This is a genomic window from Amycolatopsis sp. WAC 04169, assembly GCF_003947535.1.
Classification (GTDB): domain Bacteria; phylum Actinomycetota; class Actinomycetes; order Mycobacteriales; family Pseudonocardiaceae; genus Amycolatopsis; species Amycolatopsis keratiniphila.
Genome location: NZ_QHJI01000011.1, coordinates 371303 through 391001 on the forward strand (window position 1 = coordinate 371303; position 19699 = coordinate 391001).

Genomic DNA, 19699 nt, shown 5'->3' on the forward strand with positions numbered 1-19699 from the left:
CTTAGCCGATCAAGCGGGTCGCGTACGGCATGATGCCGCCGTACCGCACGGGCGCGATCCGGACCCGCAGGCCCGACTGCGGCGCCTCGACCATCTGGCCGTTCCCGAGGTACATCGCGACGTGGTGGATGCCCCGCGCGCTGCCGCCCCAGAAGAGCATGTCGCCGCGGCGCATCTGGGAGAGCGGCACCTTCCGCCCGGCGTTGTACTGGTAGCCGCTGTAGTGCGGGAGCGATTTCACCCCGGCGAACGCGTAGATCATCAGGCCCGAGCAGTCGAACCCGATCTTGTTGTAGTCGCCGTAGCGGTCCGCCGTGCCGCCATCGCGGATACCGCGGGTCGGGCCGGAGGTGTTGCCGCCACCCCACGCGTAGACCACTCCGAGCTGCGACAGCGCACGCCGGACGACGGCCTCGACGCTCGCCCCGGCGGGGGCGGACTGGACGGGCCTGGCGGACGGACGGCCACCGCCGCCCTGGCTGGGCCTTTCCGCGGCGAGAGCGGCCTGACGAGCACGCTCCTCGTCCTCACGGGCCTTCTGCGCCTTCCAGTCCTCGTAGCGCTGCCGCTGGCCCTGCAGGCCGTTGACCTTCTGCTGCGCTTCGAAGAGCTGCTTCTCGACGCTGGCCTTGTCGGCTTCGAGTTTCTGGTTCTGCGCGGCCTGGGTGTCCTGGGCGTGCTGCGCGGCACTCTGCGCGTTGTCGGCCTCGTGCTTGGCCGCCTCGGCCGCACGCTTGCGCTCCTGCGCGATTTCCAGCTTCTTGCGCGCGGTCGCGTCCTTGTTGGACTTGTCCGTCTGCGCGCGCTTCATCGTGTCGAGCGCGTTGAGCCTGCTGCCGCCGACCGCGTCGAGCATCTGGGCGCGACCGAGGAGTTCCTTCGGGCTGTTGGCGGTCAGGTACGCCGACACCGAGCCGATCGTGCTGCCCTGCTGGAAGCTCGCGGCGGCGAACTTGTCGAGGTCGGCGCGGGCCTTGTCGATGGTCGCCTGCGCGGCGTCGGATTCGGTGCGCGCGGACCGCGCCTCGCGATCGGCCTGCGCGGCTTCGTCCTGCGCGGTCTCCGCGTCGACCCGCGCCTTGTTGGCCTCTTCCATCTTCAGCTCGACGTCGTCGTTGAGCTGGGCGAGCTTCGACTCGGCCTGGGCCAGCTGGTTCGTGAGCCTGCCGACGTCGCCCGCCTTGGCGTTGGCGTCGGCCTTGCTGGAGTTGATCTCGGAGTCGCTGGGATTCGGCGGAGGCGGCGGTACCGCAACGGCGGTACCCGTCACCCCGAGCAACAGGGCGATCCCGAGGGCGCCGATGGTCATGCCACGGCGGGCACCGGTCCCCGACCCGGCTTCACCACGCACGATCCACCCACCTCCTGATCTTGAACAATGAGCTCACTGTGCCACTGCCGTCACAGCATTACCAGAAGCACCACCAGGAACTTACACACCGTAGGCACCATTTCCCCTCAACGGGGGACGAACAGACGAACGTTTCGTCACTCGAACGGACGCAGGCGCTGAGACCTTCATGACCCGCGTGTCGGCTTGCCAAGCCAAACAGGACGGGCGTACTGTTTGAAGGGACGAACGAGGTGTGCCATCCCGGGTCCGGACCTACGGTGGGGGTGCGCAACACTCGCTCCGGGTCGGCCCGAACGACCTGGAGAACACACCGAACTGACCCGCCACTGGAGTTAGAAGTGACCGCACCCGCCAGCAAGGACAGCTTCGGCGCCAAAGACACGCTGAAGGTGGGCGACGCCTCCTACGAGGTTTTCCGCCTGAACAAGGTCGAGGGCTCCCAGCGCCTTCCCTACAGCCTGAAGATCCTGCTCGAGAACCTGCTGCGGACCGAGGACGGCGCGAACATCACCGCCGACCACATCCGCGCGCTCGGCAACTGGGACGCCAAGGCCGACCCGTCGATCGAGATCCAGTTCACGCCCGCCCGCGTGATCATGCAGGACTTCACCGGCGTCCCCTGCGTCGTCGACCTCGCCACCATGCGCGAGGCCGTCACCGACCTCGGCGGCGACCCGGACAAGGTGAACCCGCTCGCCCCCGCCGAGCTGGTCATCGACCACTCCGTCATCATCGACGTCTTCGGCCGCGCCGACGCCTTCGAGCGCAACGTCGAGATCGAGTACGAGCGCAACCGCGAGCGCTACCAGTTCCTGCGCTGGGGCCAGGGCGCGTTCGACGAGTTCAAGGTCGTCCCGCCGGGCACCGGCATCGTTCACCAGGTCAACATCGAGCACCTCGCGCGCACGGTGATGGCCCGCAACGGCCAGGCGTACCCCGACTCCTGCGTCGGCACCGACTCGCACACCACCATGGTCAACGGCCTCGGCGTGCTGGGCTGGGGCGTCGGCGGCATCGAGGCCGAGGCCGCCATGCTGGGCCAGCCGGTCTCCATGCTCATCCCGCGCGTCGTGGGCTTCAAGCTCACCGGCGAGATCCCGACCGGCGTGACCGCCACCGACGTCGTGCTCACCATCACCGAGATGCTGCGCAAGCACGGTGTGGTCAGCAAGTTCGTCGAGTTCTACGGCGAGAGCGTCGGCGCGGTGCCGCTGGCGAACCGCGCCACCATCGGCAACATGAGCCCCGAGTTCGGCTCCACCGCGGCGATCTTCCCGATCGACGAGGAGACCGTCCGCTACCTCAAGCTCACCGGCCGCTCCGAGGAGCAGGTCGCGCTCGTCGAGGCCTACGCCAAGGAGCAGGGCCTCTGGCACGACCCGTCGCACGAGCCGGAGTACTCCGAGTACCTCGAGCTGGACCTGTCGACGGTCGTCCCGTCGATCGCCGGCCCGAAGCGCCCGCAGGACCGCATCGAGCTCACCGACGCGAAGAACTCGTTCCGCAAGTCGATCCACGACTACGTGGGCGGCGAGCAGGTCCCGCACACCAACGTGGACGAAGCCGTCGAGGAGTCCTTCCCGGCCAGCGACCCGGCCGCCCTGTCCTTCAAGGACGAGGGCGCGGTCGACATCCAGTCGGCGGCGAACGGCCACACCGGCCGTCCGACCAACCCGATCAAGGTCAGCACCCCGGACCGCGGCGAGTTCATCCTCGACCACGGCGCCGTGGTGATCGCCTCGATCACCTCGTGCACCAACACCTCCAACCCGTCGGTCATGCTCGGCGCGGCGCTGCTCGCGCGGAACGCGGTCGACAAGGGCCTCGCGGTCAAGCCGTGGGTCAAGACCTCGATGGCGCCGGGTTCGCAGGTCGTCACCGACTACTACGACAAGGCCGGCCTCTGGCCGTACCTGGAGAAGCTGGGCTACCACCTGGTCGGCTACGGCTGCACCACCTGCATCGGCAACTCCGGCCCGCTCTCGGACGAGATCTCCGCGGCGATCCAGGAGAACGACCTCACCGCGGTTTCGGTGCTCTCGGGCAACCGGAACTTCGAAGGCCGCATCAACCCCGACGTGAAGATGAACTACCTCGCGTCGCCGCCGCTGGTCATCGCGTACGCGCTCGCCGGCACGATGGACTTCGACTTCGAGGCCCAGCCGCTCGGCCAGGACACCGACGGCAACGACGTCTTCCTGAAGGACATCTGGCCGTCGGCCAAGGAGATCCAGGAGACCATCGACTACGCCATCACGCAGGAGATGTTCACCAAGGACTACGCCGACGTCTTCGACGGTGGCGAGCGGTGGAAGTCGCTGCCGACCCCCGAGGGCAAGACCTTCGACTGGGACGCGGAGTCCACCTACGTCCGGAAGCCCCCGTACTTCGAGGGCATGCAGGCGGAGCCCGCCCCGGTCACCGACATCTCCGGCGCGCGTGTGCTGGCGAAGCTGGGCGACTCGGTCACCACCGACCACATCTCCCCCGCCGGCGCGATCAAGCCGGGCACCCCGGCCGCGCAGTACCTGACCGAGCACGGCGTGGAGAAGAAGGACTTCAACTCCTACGGCTCGCGTCGCGGTAACCACGAGGTCATGATCCGCGGCACCTTCGCGAACATCCGGCTGCGCAACCAGCTGCTGGACGACGTGCAGGGCGGCTACACCCGCGACTTCACCCAGGCCGACGCCCCGCAGGCGTTCATCTACGACGCGGCGCAGAACTACGCGGCGCAGGACATCCCGCTGGTCGTCCTGGGCGGCAAGGAGTACGGCTCCGGATCGTCGCGTGACTGGGCGGCCAAGGGCACGCGCCTGCTGGGTGTGCGCGCGGTGATCACCGAGTCGTTCGAGCGCATCCACCGGTCGAACCTGATCGGCATGGGCGTCATCCCGCTGCAGTTCCCGGCGGGCGAGTCGGCCTCGTCGCTCGGCCTCGACGGCACCGAGACGTTCGACATCTCGGGCATCACGAAGCTGAACGACGGCGAGACCCCGCGCACGGTCCACGTCACCGCGACGAAGACCGACGGCACCAAGGTGGAGTTCGACGCGGACGTCCGCATCGACACCCCGGGTGAGGCGGACTACTACCGCAACGGCGGCATCCTGCAGTACGTCCTGCGGAAGATGACCCAGGCGTAAGCACCACACGCGAAGGCCCCTTTCCCCGCACTTTCGGGAAAGGGGCCTTCGTGCGTTCTTCGGTAGCGTGGACCTATGGCCCACGGTCGAATCCAGGTCGGGAACGGCGAACTCGCGTACGAGATCCGAGGCGAGGGTGATCCGGTCATCCTGTTGCACGGCGGGATTCTCGACTCCCGGATGTGGGACGCCGAGATGAGCGAACTCGGACGGCACCACGCCGTCATCCGGTACGACGCGCGCGGACACGGCGAATCGTCCACGCCGACCGAACGATTCAGGCACTACGACGATCTCCGCGCGCTGATGACCGCGCTGGAGCTCCCCCGCGCGTCACTGGTCGGCTTGTCCGGCGGCGGGCGGATCGCGGTCGATTTCGCGCTGACGTATCCGGAGCTGGTCGAGAAGCTCGTCCTCGTCGCGACCGGGCTCAGCTCGATGGTGCCGAAGGATCCCTTCGTCCTGGAACAGACCAAGAACCTCGAAGAGGCGGGCGCCCGTGGCGATCTTCCCGCCGCCATCGAAAGCATCCTGCGCATGTGGGTGGACGGTCCCCGGCGCTCGCCCACGGACGTCGATCAGCGGGTCCGGCTGCTGTGCCAGGAGATGTACACCCAGACGGTCGTGCGGCACCGGCTCGCCGGCTTCACGCTGATGGACGAGCTACGGGCCATCGAGCGCACCGGCGAGCTGACCCCGCGCACGTTGACCTTAGTGGGGGATCTGGATTCCTCGGACATCGTCGCCATCGCGGACCAGATCGCAAGCGAGGCACGCGACGCCCGGAAACTGGTCGTCCCTGGGGTCGCGCACATGATCAATCTGGAGAAGCCCGCGGAGTTCTCCCGGATATTGCTGGACTTCCTGGCCTGCTCGTGAGTGGTGAGGACGGTTCTAACCGTCATTACCACTCACGAGGTCGTCTTCCCGGTGCTCCGGGCGCCGGTCGACGACGCGGCCGAGCGGGCGCAACAGCACGTTGACCCCGACGATCACCGCGGTCCCCGCGAGCGCGACGACGTAAAGTCCAGCTCCCGCAAGGGATCCGACGGCCGCGGAGCACCAGAGGGTGGCCGCGGTGTTGAGCCCGCGCACGTTCAGGCCGTCGCGCAGGATCACCCCGGCGCCGAGGAAACCGATTCCGGAGACGATCTGGGCGGCGACGCGTGTCGGGTCGGCGTCACCGCTGGTGGTCAGCCCGCCGAAACCGTGGGCGGACAACAGGACGAAGAGGGTCGCGCCGACGGCGACGAGGGCGTTGGTGCGGAGTCCGGCCATCCGGGCGCGGTACTGACGCTCGATGCCGATGACGGCGCCGAGGCCGACGCCGGTGCCGACCCGGAGCAGCATTTCGAAGGTGTTCATGATTCCGGCTCTTTTCTGGCGTGCGTACACAAAGCCAGACAGGGAAAGGAGACCGGAGAAGGTCAGCGCACCGCGCACACGGGTGAACGGCGACCACGTCCGGTCGGTCCAGAACTGTCTTCCGGCATGTGCCGCTCACCTCGCTTTCGTACTCGATCGGTGTTGATCAACCTTCGGGACTCTACCACCGGACGGCCCGAGCGCGGCGTGGATCGTGTCACGTAGCCAGCGCTGGGCCGGATCGGCGTCGAGCCGCGCGTGCCAGAGCTGGCAGACCTCGATCCGCGGGAGATCGGCGGGGATCGGGAACCAGCGGATGCCGAGCGACCGGCCGTACTGCTCGGCGAGCCGCTGGGGCGCGAGCCCGATGTAGTCGCTCGACGCGACCAGGAACGCGGCGACGGCCGAGGTGGGGACGACCGCGGCGACCCGGCGCTGGAGACCGGCCGCCTCGAGCACGTCGTCGAGCGGTCCCCTGCCCCGGCCACGCCGCGACGCGGAAACGTGGGGATGGCGGCAAAGCTGCGCCAGCGTCGGCCGCCGCACTCCGCCGAGCGGACCGTCCGCCCTGACGATCGCGACCACGCGTTCGTGGTACAGCAGCGCCGAGTGGATGTCGGGGGCCGTGATGTCGCCCGCGCCGATGTCCAGGTCCACCGAACCGTCTCGCAAGGCTTCGGTGCTTTCGCTGCCTTCCGCGACGAAGCGCAGGACGACGCCCGGAGCGACGGCGGCGGTCGCCTCGACGACGGCCGTCGCCAGTGTCGCGGCGACGCCGTCGTTGATGCGGATGGTGAAGGTGCGTTCGAGGTCGCCGAGGGACAACTCGCGGTCCGCGCTGATCAGCGCCGACGCCTCGTCGAGCAGCGATCGCACCCGTGGCGCCGTCCGGAGCGCGAACGGCGTCGGCACCATCCCGCGGCCGGCGCGCACGAGGATCGGATCCCCCATCGCGCGCCGCAGCCGGCCCAGCGCCCGGCTCGCCGCCGGGATCGACAGATGCAGGCGTTCGGCGGCCGCTGTCACGCTGCCCTCCCGCAGCAAGGCGTCGAACACCCGCAGGAGATTGAGGTCCAGCTGATCGGCCATAGTTGCATCGTACGCAACTTTTAGTTGCCAATGTTGCGTGGCACGAAGAACCAGCAGGCCCATAGCGTCGTGGACATGCCACTCCGACTTCAAGTCCGCGCCGCCCCCGCAGCGGACCGACGCGGCCTGCTGCCCGTCATGTGCGCCTGTGTCGTGCTCATGGTCGGGATGGTCGCCGCGATCAACCTCGCCGTCCCGATGCTCGCCGCGAGCGATCTCCACCCGTCCGCGTCGGCGCTGATCTGGATCGTCGACACCTATGTCGTCTTCTTCGCCTGTCTGGTGATCCCCGGCGGAGCGGCGGGCGATCGGTTCGGCCGCAAGGGTGTCCTGCTCGCGGGCCTGGCGCTTTTCGCGCTCGGCGCGCTGCTGTCGGCGATCGCGCCGAACGTGCCCTTCCTGCTGGCGGGCCGGGCGATCACCGGGATCGGGGCCGCCGCGGTGCTGCCCAACACGCTCGCCGTCCTGCTGCACGCCGTGCCCGCCGAGCGCAAGGGCGTGACCATCGCGACCTGGGCGTCGATGACCGGGATCGGCGGTGTCGCGGGCAATGCCGGCGGCGGCGCCGTGCTGGCGGGCGGGTCGTGGCGATGGCTGTTCGCGGCCGCCGTCCCGATCTCGCTGGTGCTCGTGGCGCTCGTCGCCCGGATCGCGCCGGTGTCCCCGCGGCACGAGCGGCCGCTCAGCCCGCTCGGCGCCGTCCTGCTCGTCGGCGCTTCGGTCGCGCTGCTGCTCGGCATCGTCGAAGGTCCCGAAGCGGGTTGGACCAGCCCGATCGTCCTGGCCGGATTCGCCGGTTCGGTCGTGTTGTTCGCGCTGTGGACGTTCGTGGAACTGAAGGCCGAGCACCCGCTTCTCGATCCCCGGTTGTTCCGGGTGCCCGCGCTGCGCAGTGCGTGTCTCGGCATGACCGCGATCTTCTTCGGGATGTTCGCGCTCTTCTACGTCAACGCGTCCTTCCTCCAGTACGGCAAGGGTTTCGGGGTACTGCCGACCGGGCTCGGGATCATCCCGCTGACCGTGCCGGTCATCTTCGGCGCACGGCACGTCGGCAAGCTCGTCCAACGTTTCGGGGTCGACGCCGTCGTCGCCATCGCGTTCCTCTTCTGCGGCGGCGGTCTCCTCGGACTGTCCACAAGCGACGCTTCGACGCCGTATCCGGTCTACGCGGCCTGGCTCGTGGTGACCGGGGCCGGTGTCACCCTGGCCCTTCCGACGCTGTCCGCCGCGATCTCCGGCTCGCTGCCTCCGGCACAGGCCGGTGTCGGCGCCGGACTTCAGGCCACCACGCGCGAATTTGGCAGCGCACTCGGTGTCGCAGTCATCGGCACCGTCCTCACCGGACGCTTCGTCGCGGCGCTGCCGGAAGACATCCGTGAGGCCCACGATCCGCACACCGTCGCGCAAGCGCTGGCCGTCACCGCGCCCGGCCGCTCGCCCGAGGTGATCTCCGCGTTCGTCACCGGCGCGAGCACGGCACTCCGGGTGATCGGGGTGAGCGTCCTCGTCCTCGGGGCGCTCGTCGTCCTGCAATCACGGCTTTCCCGCAACGCCAAGTAGAAGGAGCATTCCCATGCACGTATTCGTCACCGGGGCGACCGGCTGGATCGGCTCGGCCGTCGTGGACGAACTGCTCGACGCCGGGCACGAGGTCACCGGCCTCGCCAGATCCGACGCCTCAGCCGCCGCGCTGGAGCGGAAGGGCGTCCGGGTCCGCCGCGGCGACCTGGACGATCTCGACGGCCTCCGCGACGGCGCCGAGGCGGCCGACGCCGTCATCCACCTGGCGAACAAGCACGACTGGGCCAACCCGGCGGAATCCGACCGGGCCGAACGGGCGGCCGTCCAGACCTTCGCCGATGCCTTGACCGGTACCGGGCGAGCCTTCGTTCTCGCCGCGGGCCTCTCGACCCTGGCCACCGGACGCCCCGCCACCGAGACCGACCTCTCCCCCGCCGTCGGCCCCGGCTCCCACCGTGGCGGCGCCGAGAACCTCGCGCTCGAGTACGCCGAAAAGGGCATGCGGGTGATCAGTGTCCGTTTCGCGCCGTCCGTGCACGGCGTGGGCGACCACGGTTTCATCGCCGCCCTCGTCGCGGCCGCCCGCAAGCATGGCGTTTCCGGCTACCTCGGCGCCGGCAGCGCGGCGTGGGCCGCCGTGCACCGCACCGACGCGGCCCGGCTCGTCCGGCTGGGACTGGAAGGCGCACCCACCGGCTCGCTGCTCCACGCGGTCGCGGAAGAAGCCGTCACCACGAAGGAGATCGCCGGATCCATCGGACGGACGCTCGACGTCCCGGTGGTGTCCGTGGCACCGGAGAACGCCGCCGAGCACTTCGGGTTCGTCGGCCGGTTCTTCGCGCTGGACATGTCCGCGTCCAGCGCACGCACCCGCGAACTCCTGAAGTGGACCCCGTACGGACCGAGCCTGGCCGAGGACATCGAAGCCGGCGCCTACGCGAGCATCAACGTCTGAGGCCGATGGATGAGCCAGGCGCACCGGCGGCCGCGACCAAGCCGAAGCCGGTGCCCTGGTTACCCACCCGGATCTCCTGGACGTGGGGTTCGCCCAGGGGCCGATCCGGCCCTCCCCGTCCGGAACCCTAGGGCCGAGAGTTCGGGACCGGTCCCCGGACGCCACGAAGGCCACCGCCGAGACGGTGGCCTTCGTGTTCTTCAGCCCTGGATCAGGCGGTTTCGAACGGCTGGACGTTCGGCTGGAAGACCTGGCCGTTGGCCGGGACCTTCAGATCGATCAGGTAGTCGGCCGTCACCTTGTCCACCCCGAGCGAGTCGCCCAGGATGCAGTGCCCGAAGGCGTCGACCGAGAGCAGCCGGGCGTTGCCCAGCTGGTCGGCCATCCGCTTCGAGAACAGGTACTGGGTCGCCGGGTCGTAGTAGTTGCCGACGACCAGGACCGGGGTGTCGGTCTTGGCCTGCCACGGACCGCGGTAGACGTCCGGCTTCTTCACCGGCCACACCGGGCAGCCCGCCACGTCCGAGAACGCCTGGTAGCGACCGAAAGTGGGCGATTCCTTCTCCCACTTCGCGGCGATCTCCGGAACCTTCTCCTGCTTGATCGTGATCTTCTTGTCCGAGCAGTTCACGGCGAAGTACGAGTCGTCGCCGGTGTACGGGCTGTCCGGGTCCGCGTCCGCGCGCCCGTTCGCCCCGGACCGCAGCACCTTCAGCTCGACGGCCTGAGCCGCCTGAGTCTGCGCAGCGGGCGGGTGGACGACGTTGTACAGCGCCTGCAGGTCGTCGGCCAGCGGCGGGAACGACGTCGGCGAGTACAGCACCCCGGCCACCGTGCTGGTGAACGCGTTGATGTCGTAGCTGCTCCCGTCCGGCAGCTTGATCGGCTGCTGGCGCAGGCGGTCGCGGATCTCGTCGAACTTGTCCCGCGGCGTGCCCGCGCTGAACGAGCACTTCGGCCCGACCTGCGCGCACTTGCGCAGGAAGGCGTCCAGCGCGATCTCGAACCCGCGAGCGCGCTCGCGGTCGTACTGCACGCCGTCGCTGGTGCGCAGCGCCGGATCGACGTTGCCGTCGATGACGATCGCCCGGCTCTGCTTCGGGAACATCGACGTGTACGTCGACCCGATCAGGGTTCCGTACGAGAAGCCGACGAAGGTCAGCTTCTGGTCGCCGACGGCCGCCCGCATCTTGTCGAGGTCACGCACGACGTCCTTGGTGGACATGTGGTTCAGCAGCGCGCCCGCGTTGTTCTTGCAGAACTGGCCGTAGTCGCGGTACGAGGCCAGCGTCCCGGAGATCTCCTGCCGCGACAGCGGCACGGGGATCTGCGCGGCGAAGACGTCGTCCGCGTCCTCCTGCGTGGTGAAGCATTTGAGCGGGTTGCTGGCCCCGACGCCGCGCGGGTCGAACCCGATCAGGTCGAACCGGTCCAGCACCTGCGGCTGGAAGTAGTTCACCGCGCCGATCGGCATCCGGAACCCGGAGCCGCCCGGACCTCCCGGGTTCAGGAACAGCGAACCGACCTTCTTGTCGGGCGTCTTCGCCGCCCGCTTCAGCATCGCGATGTCGATCGTGCCGAGCGCCGCGTTGTCGTGGTCGATCGGCACGCGATACCGCGCACAGCTGTAGAACTTCACCTGATCGGCCGGAACACCGCGGAGCTGGTCCGCCGTGCAGGCACCCCAGTTCACCGGCGCCGTCGCACCGACCTGGGCGGCGGGCGGCCCGGCTTCCTGGGCGGCGACCGCCGTCCCGGACGCCCCGGTCAGCGCGGCGCCGGCCACGAGTGCCCCTACCAGTGCGAAACCGCGCACCGGCCTCCTTGTGGATCTCGGCAAAACGACTCCTCCCTCGGCTGGCGACGTGACGGACCACGTCGCACGATGCGCCGCCGACGTCACGGCGCGTAACACCAAAGGAGCCTCGCACAGGCCGGTAACCCAGTCACCGGCCGAAAGGATGGTACGAACCTATCGAGTGGTTGTCTTCAACTCGAAAATCGGTAACACACGGCGAGCGGCGTCGGCCTCCATGGAGTAACCGGGCCAGAACTCCAGCAGCAGTTTCCACATCGCTTCGTACTCGTCACCGAGCAGTTCCCTGGCCCTGACCGGGATCTCCTTGCCGGCCAGCGCGACGACCGCCTCGGGATTCGAGCGCAGGTTGTGTGTCCACGCCGGATCGTTCGGCTTCCCCCAATTGGAGCCGACGAGCACGAAATCCTCCCCGTGCGGGAAGTACAGGAGATTGGTAGCGCGCGGCAGCCCGCTCTTCCGCCCGGTCGTGGTCAGCCGCAGGGAAGGGAGCCCGGCCAGCGCGACCAGGCTCACCTTCCCCTTGAACAGCCGGTGGAGTCTCTTGTCCACCCAGATGATCCCGCCCGCGAGCCCCATCAGCCACGGTTTGGTGCCGAGTACGCGGGCGAGCGACGTGAGAGGGTTAGCCACGGACAGATCTTGCCAGGCTCACCCCGAACCGCGATTCCGAGTCCGTCCACCATTTCTCCACGGAGAAACCGGCTTCGGCCAGTTCCGCGGCGATTCCCTCCCGCCGGAACTTCGCGGAGATCTCGGTGCGCACGTATTCCCCCTCGGCGAACTTCACCCGCAGGTCGGCGCCCGGGATGTCGACGGTCTGCGGCTCACGCGCACGCAGGCGCATTTCGATCCATTCGTTCTCTTCGTCCCAATACGAGACGTGGTCGAACGCGGCCGGGTCGAAGTTCGCGCCGAGGCCGTTGTTGATCACGTGGAGCATGTTGCGGTTGAACTCGGCGGTCACCCCGGCCGCGTCGTCGTACGCGCGCTCCAGGGTTTCCCGGTCCTTCACCAGATCCGTCCCGAGAAGGAACCACTCCCCTTCGTCGAGCACCTCCCGGACCGAGCGCAGGAACGCGGTGCGGTCCGCGGGGAGGAAGTTCCCAATCGTGCCGCCGAGGAAGACCACCATCCGCGGCCGGTCACCCGGCAGCAGGTCGAGGTGCTGGGTGAAGTCGCCGACCACGCCGCGGACCTCGAGGGACGGGTAGTCGGCGGTGATGGCTTCCGCCGCCTCGGCGAGCGCGGTTTCGGAGACGTCCAGCGGGACGAACTCCTTCAGCGTGCCGTGACTCGTGAGCGCGTCGAGCAGGAGCCTCGTCTTCTCGCTCGATCCGGAGCCGAGTTCGACGAGGGTGTGCGCGCCCGAGCTCGCGGCGATCTCGCCACCGCGCGCGGCGAGCACCTCCCGCTCGCTCCGGGTCGGGTAGTACTCGGGAAGGGCGGTGATCTTCTCGAACAGCTCGCTGCCGCGCGCGTCGTAGAACCATTTGGGCGACAACCACTTCTGGTCCGCCTCCAGGCCGGTGCGGACGTCCGCGCGCAGCTGCTCGGTGATATCCGATTCGCTGTGGTGTACGTCGAGGTCGAGTTCGGTCATCGTGCCTCAGGGCTCCGATCGGCTTCGAGGGGCAGGATCTCCACGCCCGCGCCGGTGACCCGGACGGCGTGGCGGTCGGGAACGGGGGTCCATCCGGGATCGTCGTCGCACGGTTCCGACGCGACGAGCACACCGTCTCCGGTGTCCCGATAGGACAGGGAATGCGTCCACGCGGTACCGATGAGCGTCCGGCCGTCGGTCAGCAGGAGGTTGAGCCGCGAACCCGGCCCCGCCTCCTCGACCGCTCCGGTCAGCCAGGTGACGGCCGCGAGCGGGTCTTCGCCCGCATCGAGCCGTTCACGCAGCAAAGCCCACAGCAGCACCGAATCCGTGGTCGCCTCCAGGGTCAGCAGCCGGGTGATCGGCAGCTTCGCGGCGAGCTCGGCCATCGAGTCCGGCCAGCCCCGCACCAGCCCGTTGTGGCTGAAGAGGTAGCCGCCGCCGGTGAACGGCGCGTTCGCCGCCTCGACCACGGGCATCCCCGTCGTACCGTTCCGGACCGCCGCCAGGAAGGCGTGCGAGCGGACCGATCCGGCGAGGGCGGGCAGATCCCCGTCCGTCCACAAGGGAGCGGACCGGCGCAGCCGCAGCGGCTCGGGGCCTTCGGCGTACCAGCCGAGGCCGTACCCGTCCGCGTTGACGGAGCCGCCGCCCCGCATGTCACGGGGGGCGTACGACTGCACGAGCAGCGAATGAGGGGCGTGGAAGAGCGTCTCGGCGGGCGAACGTGGCTCGCCGAGATACGCGACGTGACGGCACATGCCGCTCAGGCCACCTCGCTCGGCCGCGCGTCCCGGGCACAGCGGAACCCGGAGAAGATCTGCCGCCGGATCGGGTGATCCCAGTTGCGGAACGTGCCGCGGATGGCCGCCGCGTCCGTACCGAACGAGCCACCGCGCAGGATCCGGTAGTCGCCGCCGAAGAAGACCTCCGAGTACTCCTTGTACGGGAACGCGGCGAATCCCGGGTACGCCTCGAACCCGCTGCTGGTCCACTCCCAGACGTCGCCGATCAACTGGTGGACTCCCAGCGGCGAAACACCCGCCGGGTACGCGCCGACCTCCGCGGGCCGCAGATGCCGCTGCCCGAGGTTGGCGTGGTCGGGGGTCGGTTCCTCGTCGCCCCAGGGGAACCGGCGCGACCGGCCGGTCGCCGGGTCGAACCGGGCGGCCTTCTCCCATTCCGGCTCCGTCGGCAGGCGACGGCCCGCCCAGGCGGCGTACGCCTCGGCCTCGTGGAAGGAAACGTGGACCACGGGTTCCGCCGCGGGCACCTTCTCGTAGACGCCGAACCGCGTCCGCCACCAGCCGTCCTGCTCCCGTTTCCAGAACCGCGGCGCGTCGATGCCGTGCTCGCTGCGATACGCCCAGCCGCGCTCGCTCCACCACTTCGGATCTTCGTAACCGCCGGAATCGAGGAACTCGGCGTACGCCCCGCAGGTGACCGGCGTGGTGTCGATGAAGAACGCCTCCACCGCGACCTCGTGCGCCGGACGCTCGTTGTCCAGCGCCCACGGCTCGGCGGAAGTGCCCATGGTGAAGGCACCGCCGGGCACGAACACCTCCGCGGGCAGCGGCCCGGACCGCGACGGCGGCGGGGCGGGCGCGTGCAGCACCGGATCGCCCTTGCGCAACTGGTGGGTGGCCAGCATCGTCTCGTCGTGCTGCTGCTCGTGCTGGGTGATCATGCCGAAGGCGAAGGCGTCCTCGGTGAGCCGCCTGCCTTGCAGTGGAACGGTTTCCAGGATGTCGAAGGATTTCTCCCTGACCTCGCGGACGTACTTGCGCGCTTCCTCCGGGCCCAGCAGCGGCAGCGCCGGGCGATCCGCGCGGGCGTGCTGGAACGCGTCGTAGATGTCGTCGATGTCGGGCCGGAGCGCCTCGCGGCCGCCGACGTCGCGTACCAGCCAGAGCTCCTCCTGGCTGCCGATGTGCGCGAGGTCCCAGACCAGCGGCGACATCAGTTTCGAATGCTGGCGGACCAGGTCTTCGTCGTCGACGCTCGTCAGCGCGACACTGCGCTCACGGGCCCTGGTGAGCGCCTCGGCCGCGTGGGCCCGCAGGTCTTGCGGGCTCAGCGCGCGAAGCGGGTTGGTCTCGGTGCTTTCCACGCTCATGACTGGTGGCTCCTCGAACCGCTTACGAGGGACAGCACGCCCTCGCTGATCTCGGTGATGGTCTCCGGTGGCAGACCGGTCGTGCCCAGTTCGGCACAGCCGAGGTCCACCACCTTGCCCGCGACGTCGGCGATCGCCCGGTCGGCGAGGCCGAACCGGGCCGCGCACTCCCATCTGCCCATGACCGGTTCGCACAGTTCGAGCACCTTGTCCACTGTGGACGGACGCGCGAGCAGTGCGGCCAGCAGGGCCACCGGATGAAGCCACCTGGCGGCGGGTTGGGCGTCCAGGTAGCGGATCTCCAGGTACCCCTGTGGACGGACCGGGGTGAAGAACGTCGTCAGGTGATAGGCCAGGTCTTCCTCGGTCGGCTTGCCGAGCCCGGCGCCCTCTCCCCGTCCTTCGATCCAGTCGGCGAAGGTCAGGGAATCGGGCGCGTCCCAGCGGCCGTCGGAGCCCGGAAGCACCATCAGCGGGGTGTCCAGGATCCTGTCCGCCCACTCGGCGGCCGGATCCTCGCCCGGTTCCGCCGACCGGGTGCGGGCCTTTTCCGTCTCCATGACGGCGAGCCAGCGCGCGGACGCGTGGCCGGTGTCGCGTCCGGCGTGGATCCGGGAATTGGCGAAGGTGGCGAGCAGCGGCGGGCCGAGCGCGTGCACGGCGGCCCAGCGGACGGCCAGGTCGTGCGCCTCGCCGGCGTCCACACAGACCTGCAGGCCCGCGGTGCTGCACATCATCGTCGCGCCGCCGGCGCCCATCGGGGCGAAGCGGCGTTCCATGGCGGCGTAGCGAGGGGTGCCCAGCTTGCGGGCGGGCGCGCGATACCTGTCTATCCCGGTGTCCCCCAGGTACAGGCCTCGTGCGGCGAGAAGACTTTCGAGGTGGGCCAGATCGGCCGAGACTACGGCGTCCAGGTGGCGCAGCGTGGTCTGTGGATGAGCGGAGATCTCCACCTGGCATCCGGGCTCGAGGCTCAGCGGTGAACCTGCCGGAAGCGGGAGGGCGGGACTGTCGGGGCGCAGTGTCCGCGGCGTGTGCGGGCCGAGCGCGGTGGCGAGATCGTCGGGGTCGAGGGGCCGGGCGGGGTCGTCGGCGTAGTGCACGGTGAATTCCAGCTCTACGCCGAGCAGTCTCGGCGGCCCGTGTTTGAAGCACACGGAAGCCACATACGCCTCGCCTTCGGCGCGGTCCGACAGGACCTTCGCCGTCGCGTTCGACGCGCTCCCGGACTTCTCGGGGAAATCATGAACAGTAGTCATCTTTCCGCAGTCCAGTCGGTTGTCCGATAACTGAGATACCTTGACTTCGGACGCTACACGCGAGGTCCGACAAAATCAGTCCGGTTCTTGCCGGGCAGGATTCCCGGACCACCGTCCGGGACGGGACGATCAGGGCAAAGCGGGCTCCGTGCCCAGGCCCAGTGCCGCCGCCGCGTTCCGCACCGCCTCGATCACCAGCTGCAGCGCCGGCCGCCGTGACGAGGTCGTCCGGTAGGCGATCGAAACCGTCCGGAGCAAGGGTGTGGTCAACGCGACGACGTCGATCCCCGGCGGCCGCAGCCCGAGCCCGAGGTCGGAAACGAGGGTCACCCCGAGCCCGGCCCTGACCATCGCCATCGCCGTCGACTGCTCCTCGACCTCGTGATTGATCTTGGGTTCGAATCCGTGCCGGTGACAAGCCGTGCGCACCGCGCGACCGAAATGACTCTTCGGGCTGGCGAGGATCCAGGGATGCTCACCCAGTTCGAGCAGGGAAGCACTCCCGGCGGGCACCGCACCGGCGGGTACGGCGGCGTGCAGCCGTTCGACCGCGATCACCGCGCGCTCCAGGCCCGCGTCCCACGGCATCGGCGCGTCGGAATAGTCGAGGACGAACGACAGGTCCAGCTCGCCGTCACGGACGGCGTCGGCGGTGTCCTCGGGAGCCAGTTCACGGGTCCGGACTTGGATGCCCGGATGCTCACCAGCGAGCGCGGCCAGCGCGTGCGGCAGCAGACCGGAGGCGACCGACGCCCACACTCCGGCCATGAGGCGGACCGAAACGGTTTCCTGTGCCTCCTCCAAGGCCAGTGTCGCCCGTTCGACCGATCCCAGGATCTCCTCGGCGTGCTCGGTGAGCAGTAACCCCAGTTCGGTCAGCTGCACCCGTCTGCCGAATCGTTCGAACAGCTTCGCGCCCACGTCCCGCTCCAGCTGAGCCAGCTGCTGCGATACCGCCGAAGCGGTGTAATGCAGCGAAGCGGCGGCCGCCGTGACGGTGCCGCGCCTGCTCAGCTCGCGGAGCATCCGCAGGCGGTGCAACGAAAGCTCCATGGCCCCAAACGTAATCGGGTGCGGTCGCGGACGCCCGGTGACGCGTTACACCAGTTTCTCTGCACATCATCGTTCAGATTCGGTAAATGGACGCGCGCGCCGGCGTGGGCGCACCCTCGGAAGTGGCGCAGGAACGACCCCGAATCCACGAAGGAGGTGGCCGCATGGCCGCGAGGAACGCCGAACCGCTGATGAGGCTCGTCTGGACCGACCCCGTCACCGGTGCCACCGGCTACCTCGTAGTGCACAGCCTGGTCTCCGGCATCGCGACCGGCGGGACCCGGATGCGCGCGGGCTGCACGATGACCGAGGTCGAAGACCTGGCGAGGGGGATGGCGAACAAGACCGCGACCTTCGGCCTGCCGGTGGGCGGGGCCAAGGGCGGTATCGACTTCGATCCGAAGGACGAGCGTGCTTTCGGTGTGCTGGAACGGTTCTGCTCGTTCCTGCGGCCGTGGATCGACAACCACTGGGTGACCGCCGAAGACCTCGGCGTGCCACAGCACCTGATCGACGAGGTGTTCGCGAAGCTCGGGCTGGAGCAGTCGTACCACGCCGCGATCCGTCGTTCGGCCGATCCGGCGCACACCCTTCGCCGCGTACAGGCCGGGCTGAACACACCGGTCCCCGGCGGGCTCCTGCTCGGCGACGTGATCGGCGGCTACGGCGTCGCGCAGGCCTGCCTCGGTGTCGCCGACGCGTGGGAATGGGCCGCCGACGAGACCACGGTCGCCATCCAGGGCATCGGCACGATGGGCGGCGGCGCGGCCTGGTACCTGCACGAAGCCGGGATGAAGGTCGTCGCGGTCGCCGACGCGGCCGGCACGCTGTACCGGCCCGAAGGCCTCGACATCCCGGCGCTGCTGGAACTACGCGACTCCTACGGCGAGGTCGACCGCAGCCGGCTCCCCGCCGACGTGCGGCTGCTCCCCCGCGACGAGATCGTGGCGACCGAAGCGGACATCCTCGTCCCGGCGGCGATCTCCTACGCGTTGCGCGCCGGGAACCAGGGCGTCGTCAAGGCGAAGGTCGTCATCGAAGCGGCCAACGCGGCGACCACACCCGACGCGGAAGCGGGGCTGGCGGCCCGCGGCATCCCGGTGATCCCGGACTTCGTCGCGAACGCCGGCGCGGCCGCGTGGGCCTGGTGGCTCCTGCTCGGCGAGGTCGGCGCCGATCCCGCCGATTCGTTCCTGCGCCTGCGGACCGAGATGCGGGCGAAGGTGGCCCTGCTGCTGAGCTCGTGGAACCTCGACCGGATCGCACCCCGCACCACGGGATTGCGACTGGCCGAAACCACCCGTTCGGACGCCGCCACCCCGGAAACCGCACCTGCACTGGTCATCCCCTGACAACGAGTGTGAAGGCCCCTCCCGCGAAGGGGCCTTCACACTCGTTCAGGAGGCGAAGCGGTCTGTCGCGCCGATGAGGACTTCGCGCATCGGCTCGTCCTGGGTGCTGTGGCCGACCTCGTCGATGATCACCAGTTCGCTGCCGGGCCACGCGTGCGCCAGCTCCCACGGCGTACCGATGAGGTTGCTCAGGTCGAGACTTCCTTCGGCGAGCACCGCCGGGATGTGGGCCAGTTTCCCGGCCTCCCGCAGGACCACGCCTTCGTCCAAAAAGGACCCTTGGCTCCAGTAGTGCGTGACCAGCCGGGCGAAGGCGAGCCGGAACTCCGGACTTTCGAAACTCTTGTACGGCGGGGAGGTCGGGATGATCGCGTCCTCCCAGGCGCACCAGTCGGCCGCCGCCTTCTGGTGCACCGCGGGATCAGGGTCCATCAGCAACTTCAGGTAAGCCGCCGCCAGGTCACCGTCGCGATCCTCTTCGGGAACGCCGTCACGGAACTTCGCCCATGCCTCGGGGAAGACGCCGCCGAGGCCGCGGGTGAGCAGGTCGGTCTCGCTCCGCCGTCCGGTCGCCAAGCCCATCAGGACCATCTCCGAGACCCGGTCCGGATGGCGCTCGGCGTAGACCAGAGCGAGTACCGATCCCCAGGAACCGCCGAAGAGCAGCCACTTCTCGATGCCCAGGTGCTCGCGAAGCCGTTCCATGTCGGCGATCAGATGGTCGGTGGTGTTGGCGGAGAGGTCGGCCTCGGTCTCCCCCGCGTGCGGGGTGCTCCGGCCGCAGCCCCGCTGGTCGAACAGCACGACGCGGTACTTGGCCGGGTCGAAATACCGGCGAAGGCCGGTGCTGCAGCCGGTCCCGGGGCCACCGTGCAGCGTGACGGCGGGTTTGCCGTCGGGATTACCACAGACCTCCCAGTACACGAGGTGCCCGTCGCCGACGTCGAGCATCCCGTGGTCGTACGGTTCGATTTCCGGATACAGCCGTGTCACGTTCTCGTCCTCCCAGACCCCGCCAGAAATACAACAGCGCTGTCACAATAGCGGGATGTGGTCCGAGTGTCTGTTCC

The 19699-nt window shown here is 69.1% G+C and carries 15 protein-coding genes and 1 pseudogene; 5 read left to right on the top strand and 11 right to left on the bottom strand.

The window, feature by feature from the left end; translation table 11 throughout:
• Position 1: 1 nt before the first annotated feature.
• Entirely contained in the window at positions 2–1351 is a 1350-nt protein-coding gene (locus DMC61_RS31295) for an NlpC/P60 family protein (RefSeq protein ID WP_016334110.1), read from the bottom strand.
• A gap of 341 nt (positions 1352–1692) precedes the next feature.
• On the opposite strand from DMC61_RS31295, the gene DMC61_RS31300 reads away from it, so the two are divergent.
• Both DMC61_RS31300 and DMC61_RS31305 read left to right on the top strand, forming a co-directional pair.
• Positions 1693–4500 (top strand): aconitate hydratase, encoded by a 2808-nt coding sequence (locus DMC61_RS31300; RefSeq protein ID WP_125693672.1) that lies wholly within the window; start codon positions 1693–1695, stop codon positions 4498–4500.
• A 75-nt stretch (positions 4501–4575) separates the two neighbouring features.
• Positions 4576–5379, top strand: coding sequence for an alpha/beta fold hydrolase (locus tag DMC61_RS31305; RefSeq protein WP_125693674.1), 804 nt, complete (start codon positions 4576–4578; stop codon positions 5377–5379).
• A gap of 42 nt (positions 5380–5421) precedes the next feature.
• Here the strand turns inward: DMC61_RS31305 and DMC61_RS31310 are convergent.
• Together DMC61_RS31310 and DMC61_RS31315 are read right to left on the bottom strand one after the other, a co-directional pair.
• A pseudogene (locus DMC61_RS31310) lies at positions 5422–5865 on the bottom strand (MgtC/SapB family protein); the annotation flags it as partial.
• A gap of 135 nt (positions 5866–6000) precedes the next feature.
• Positions 6001–6954, bottom strand: a complete 954-nt coding sequence (locus tag DMC61_RS31315; protein WP_125693678.1) for a LysR family transcriptional regulator — start codon at positions 6952–6954, stop codon at positions 6001–6003.
• Between the two features lie 138 nt (positions 6955–7092).
• On the opposite strand from DMC61_RS31315, the gene DMC61_RS31320 reads away from it, so the two are divergent.
• Together DMC61_RS31320 and DMC61_RS31325 are read left to right on the top strand one after the other, a co-directional pair.
• Positions 7093–8514, top strand: coding sequence for an MFS transporter (locus DMC61_RS31320; protein WP_199750145.1), 1422 nt, complete (start codon positions 7093–7095; stop codon positions 8512–8514).
• A gap of 13 nt (positions 8515–8527) precedes the next feature.
• On the top strand, positions 8528–9430 hold the full coding sequence (locus DMC61_RS31325; RefSeq protein ID WP_125693682.1) for an SDR family oxidoreductase: 903 nt from the start codon (positions 8528–8530) through the stop codon (positions 9428–9430).
• A 211-nt stretch (positions 9431–9641) separates the two neighbouring features.
• Here DMC61_RS31325 and DMC61_RS31330 read toward each other — a convergent pair whose 3' ends face one another.
• From DMC61_RS31330 to DMC61_RS31360, 7 genes are all read right to left on the bottom strand, one after another.
• Entirely contained in the window at positions 9642–11246 is a 1605-nt protein-coding gene (locus DMC61_RS31330) for an alpha/beta hydrolase (RefSeq protein ID WP_125693684.1), read from the bottom strand.
• Between the two features lie 156 nt (positions 11247–11402).
• Entirely contained in the window at positions 11403–11825 is a 423-nt protein-coding gene (locus DMC61_RS31335) for a nitroreductase family deazaflavin-dependent oxidoreductase (RefSeq protein WP_072027263.1), read from the bottom strand.
• 46 nt (positions 11826–11871) lie between these two features.
• Positions 11872–12849 (bottom strand): L-histidine N(alpha)-methyltransferase, encoded by a 978-nt coding sequence (gene egtD / locus DMC61_RS31340; RefSeq protein WP_125693686.1) that lies wholly within the window; start codon positions 12847–12849, stop codon positions 11872–11874.
• Positions 12846–13610: an ergothioneine biosynthesis protein EgtC gene (gene egtC / locus DMC61_RS31345; protein WP_125693688.1), complete on the bottom strand. Its 765-nt coding sequence runs from the start codon at positions 13608–13610 to the stop codon at positions 12846–12848. The genes egtD and egtC overlap by 4 nt, the downstream gene beginning before the upstream one ends.
• Positions 13611–13615: 5 nt before the next feature.
• Positions 13616–14965, bottom strand: coding sequence for an ergothioneine biosynthesis protein EgtB (egtB, locus tag DMC61_RS31350; RefSeq protein ID WP_125693690.1), 1350 nt, complete (start codon positions 14963–14965; stop codon positions 13616–13618).
• Entirely contained in the window at positions 14962–16224 is a 1263-nt protein-coding gene (locus tag DMC61_RS31355; RefSeq protein ID WP_125693692.1) for a glutamate-cysteine ligase family protein, read from the bottom strand. Before DMC61_RS31355 ends, egtB begins: the two co-directional genes overlap by 4 nt.
• Positions 16225–16353: 129 nt before the next feature.
• A complete protein-coding gene (locus DMC61_RS31360) occupies positions 16354–17277 on the bottom strand; it encodes a LysR family transcriptional regulator (protein ID WP_037337353.1) in 924 nt (307 codons plus the stop codon).
• A gap of 164 nt (positions 17278–17441) precedes the next feature.
• On the opposite strand from DMC61_RS31360, the gene DMC61_RS31365 reads away from it, so the two are divergent.
• Entirely contained in the window at positions 17442–18629 is a 1188-nt protein-coding gene (locus tag DMC61_RS31365) for a Glu/Leu/Phe/Val dehydrogenase dimerization domain-containing protein (RefSeq protein ID WP_125693694.1), read from the top strand.
• Positions 18630–18674: 45 nt separating this feature from the next.
• Here DMC61_RS31365 and pip read toward each other — a convergent pair whose 3' ends face one another.
• Entirely contained in the window at positions 18675–19580 is a 906-nt protein-coding gene (pip, locus tag DMC61_RS31370) for a prolyl aminopeptidase (RefSeq protein WP_233595024.1), read from the bottom strand.
• Between the last annotated feature and the right edge of the window lie 119 nt (positions 19581–19699).

Coding starts and splice junctions, on each gene's coding strand:
- DMC61_RS31315 (WP_125693678.1), bottom strand. CDS start 6,954: ATGGCCGATCAGCTGGACCTCAATCTCCTGCGGGTGTTCGACGCCTTG.
- egtB (WP_125693690.1), bottom strand. CDS start 14,965: ATGAGCGTGGAAAGCACCGAGACCAACCCGCTTCGCGCGCTGAGCCCG.
- DMC61_RS31365 (WP_125693694.1), top strand. CDS start 17,442: ATGGCCGCGAGGAACGCCGAACCGCTGATGAGGCTCGTCTGGACCGAC.
- pip (WP_233595024.1), bottom strand. CDS start 19,580: ATGCTCGACGTCGGCGACGGGCACCTCGTGTACTGGGAGGTCTGTGGT.
- DMC61_RS31335 (WP_072027263.1), bottom strand. CDS start 11,825: ATGGGGCTCGCGGGCGGGATCATCTGGGTGGACAAGAGACTCCACCGG.
- egtC (WP_125693688.1), bottom strand. CDS start 13,610: ATGTGCCGTCACGTCGCGTATCTCGGCGAGCCACGTTCGCCCGCCGAG.
- egtD (WP_125693686.1), bottom strand. CDS start 12,849: ATGACCGAACTCGACCTCGACGTACACCACAGCGAATCGGATATCACC.
- DMC61_RS31355 (WP_125693692.1), bottom strand. CDS start 16,224: ATGACTACTGTTCATGATTTCCCCGAGAAGTCCGGGAGCGCGTCGAAC.
- DMC61_RS31305 (WP_125693674.1), top strand. CDS start 4,576: ATGGCCCACGGTCGAATCCAGGTCGGGAACGGCGAACTCGCGTACGAG.
- DMC61_RS31360 (WP_037337353.1), bottom strand. CDS start 17,277: ATGGAGCTTTCGTTGCACCGCCTGCGGATGCTCCGCGAGCTGAGCAGG.
- DMC61_RS31325 (WP_125693682.1), top strand. CDS start 8,528: ATGCACGTATTCGTCACCGGGGCGACCGGCTGGATCGGCTCGGCCGTC.
- DMC61_RS31320 (WP_199750145.1), top strand. CDS start 7,093: ATGTGCGCCTGTGTCGTGCTCATGGTCGGGATGGTCGCCGCGATCAAC.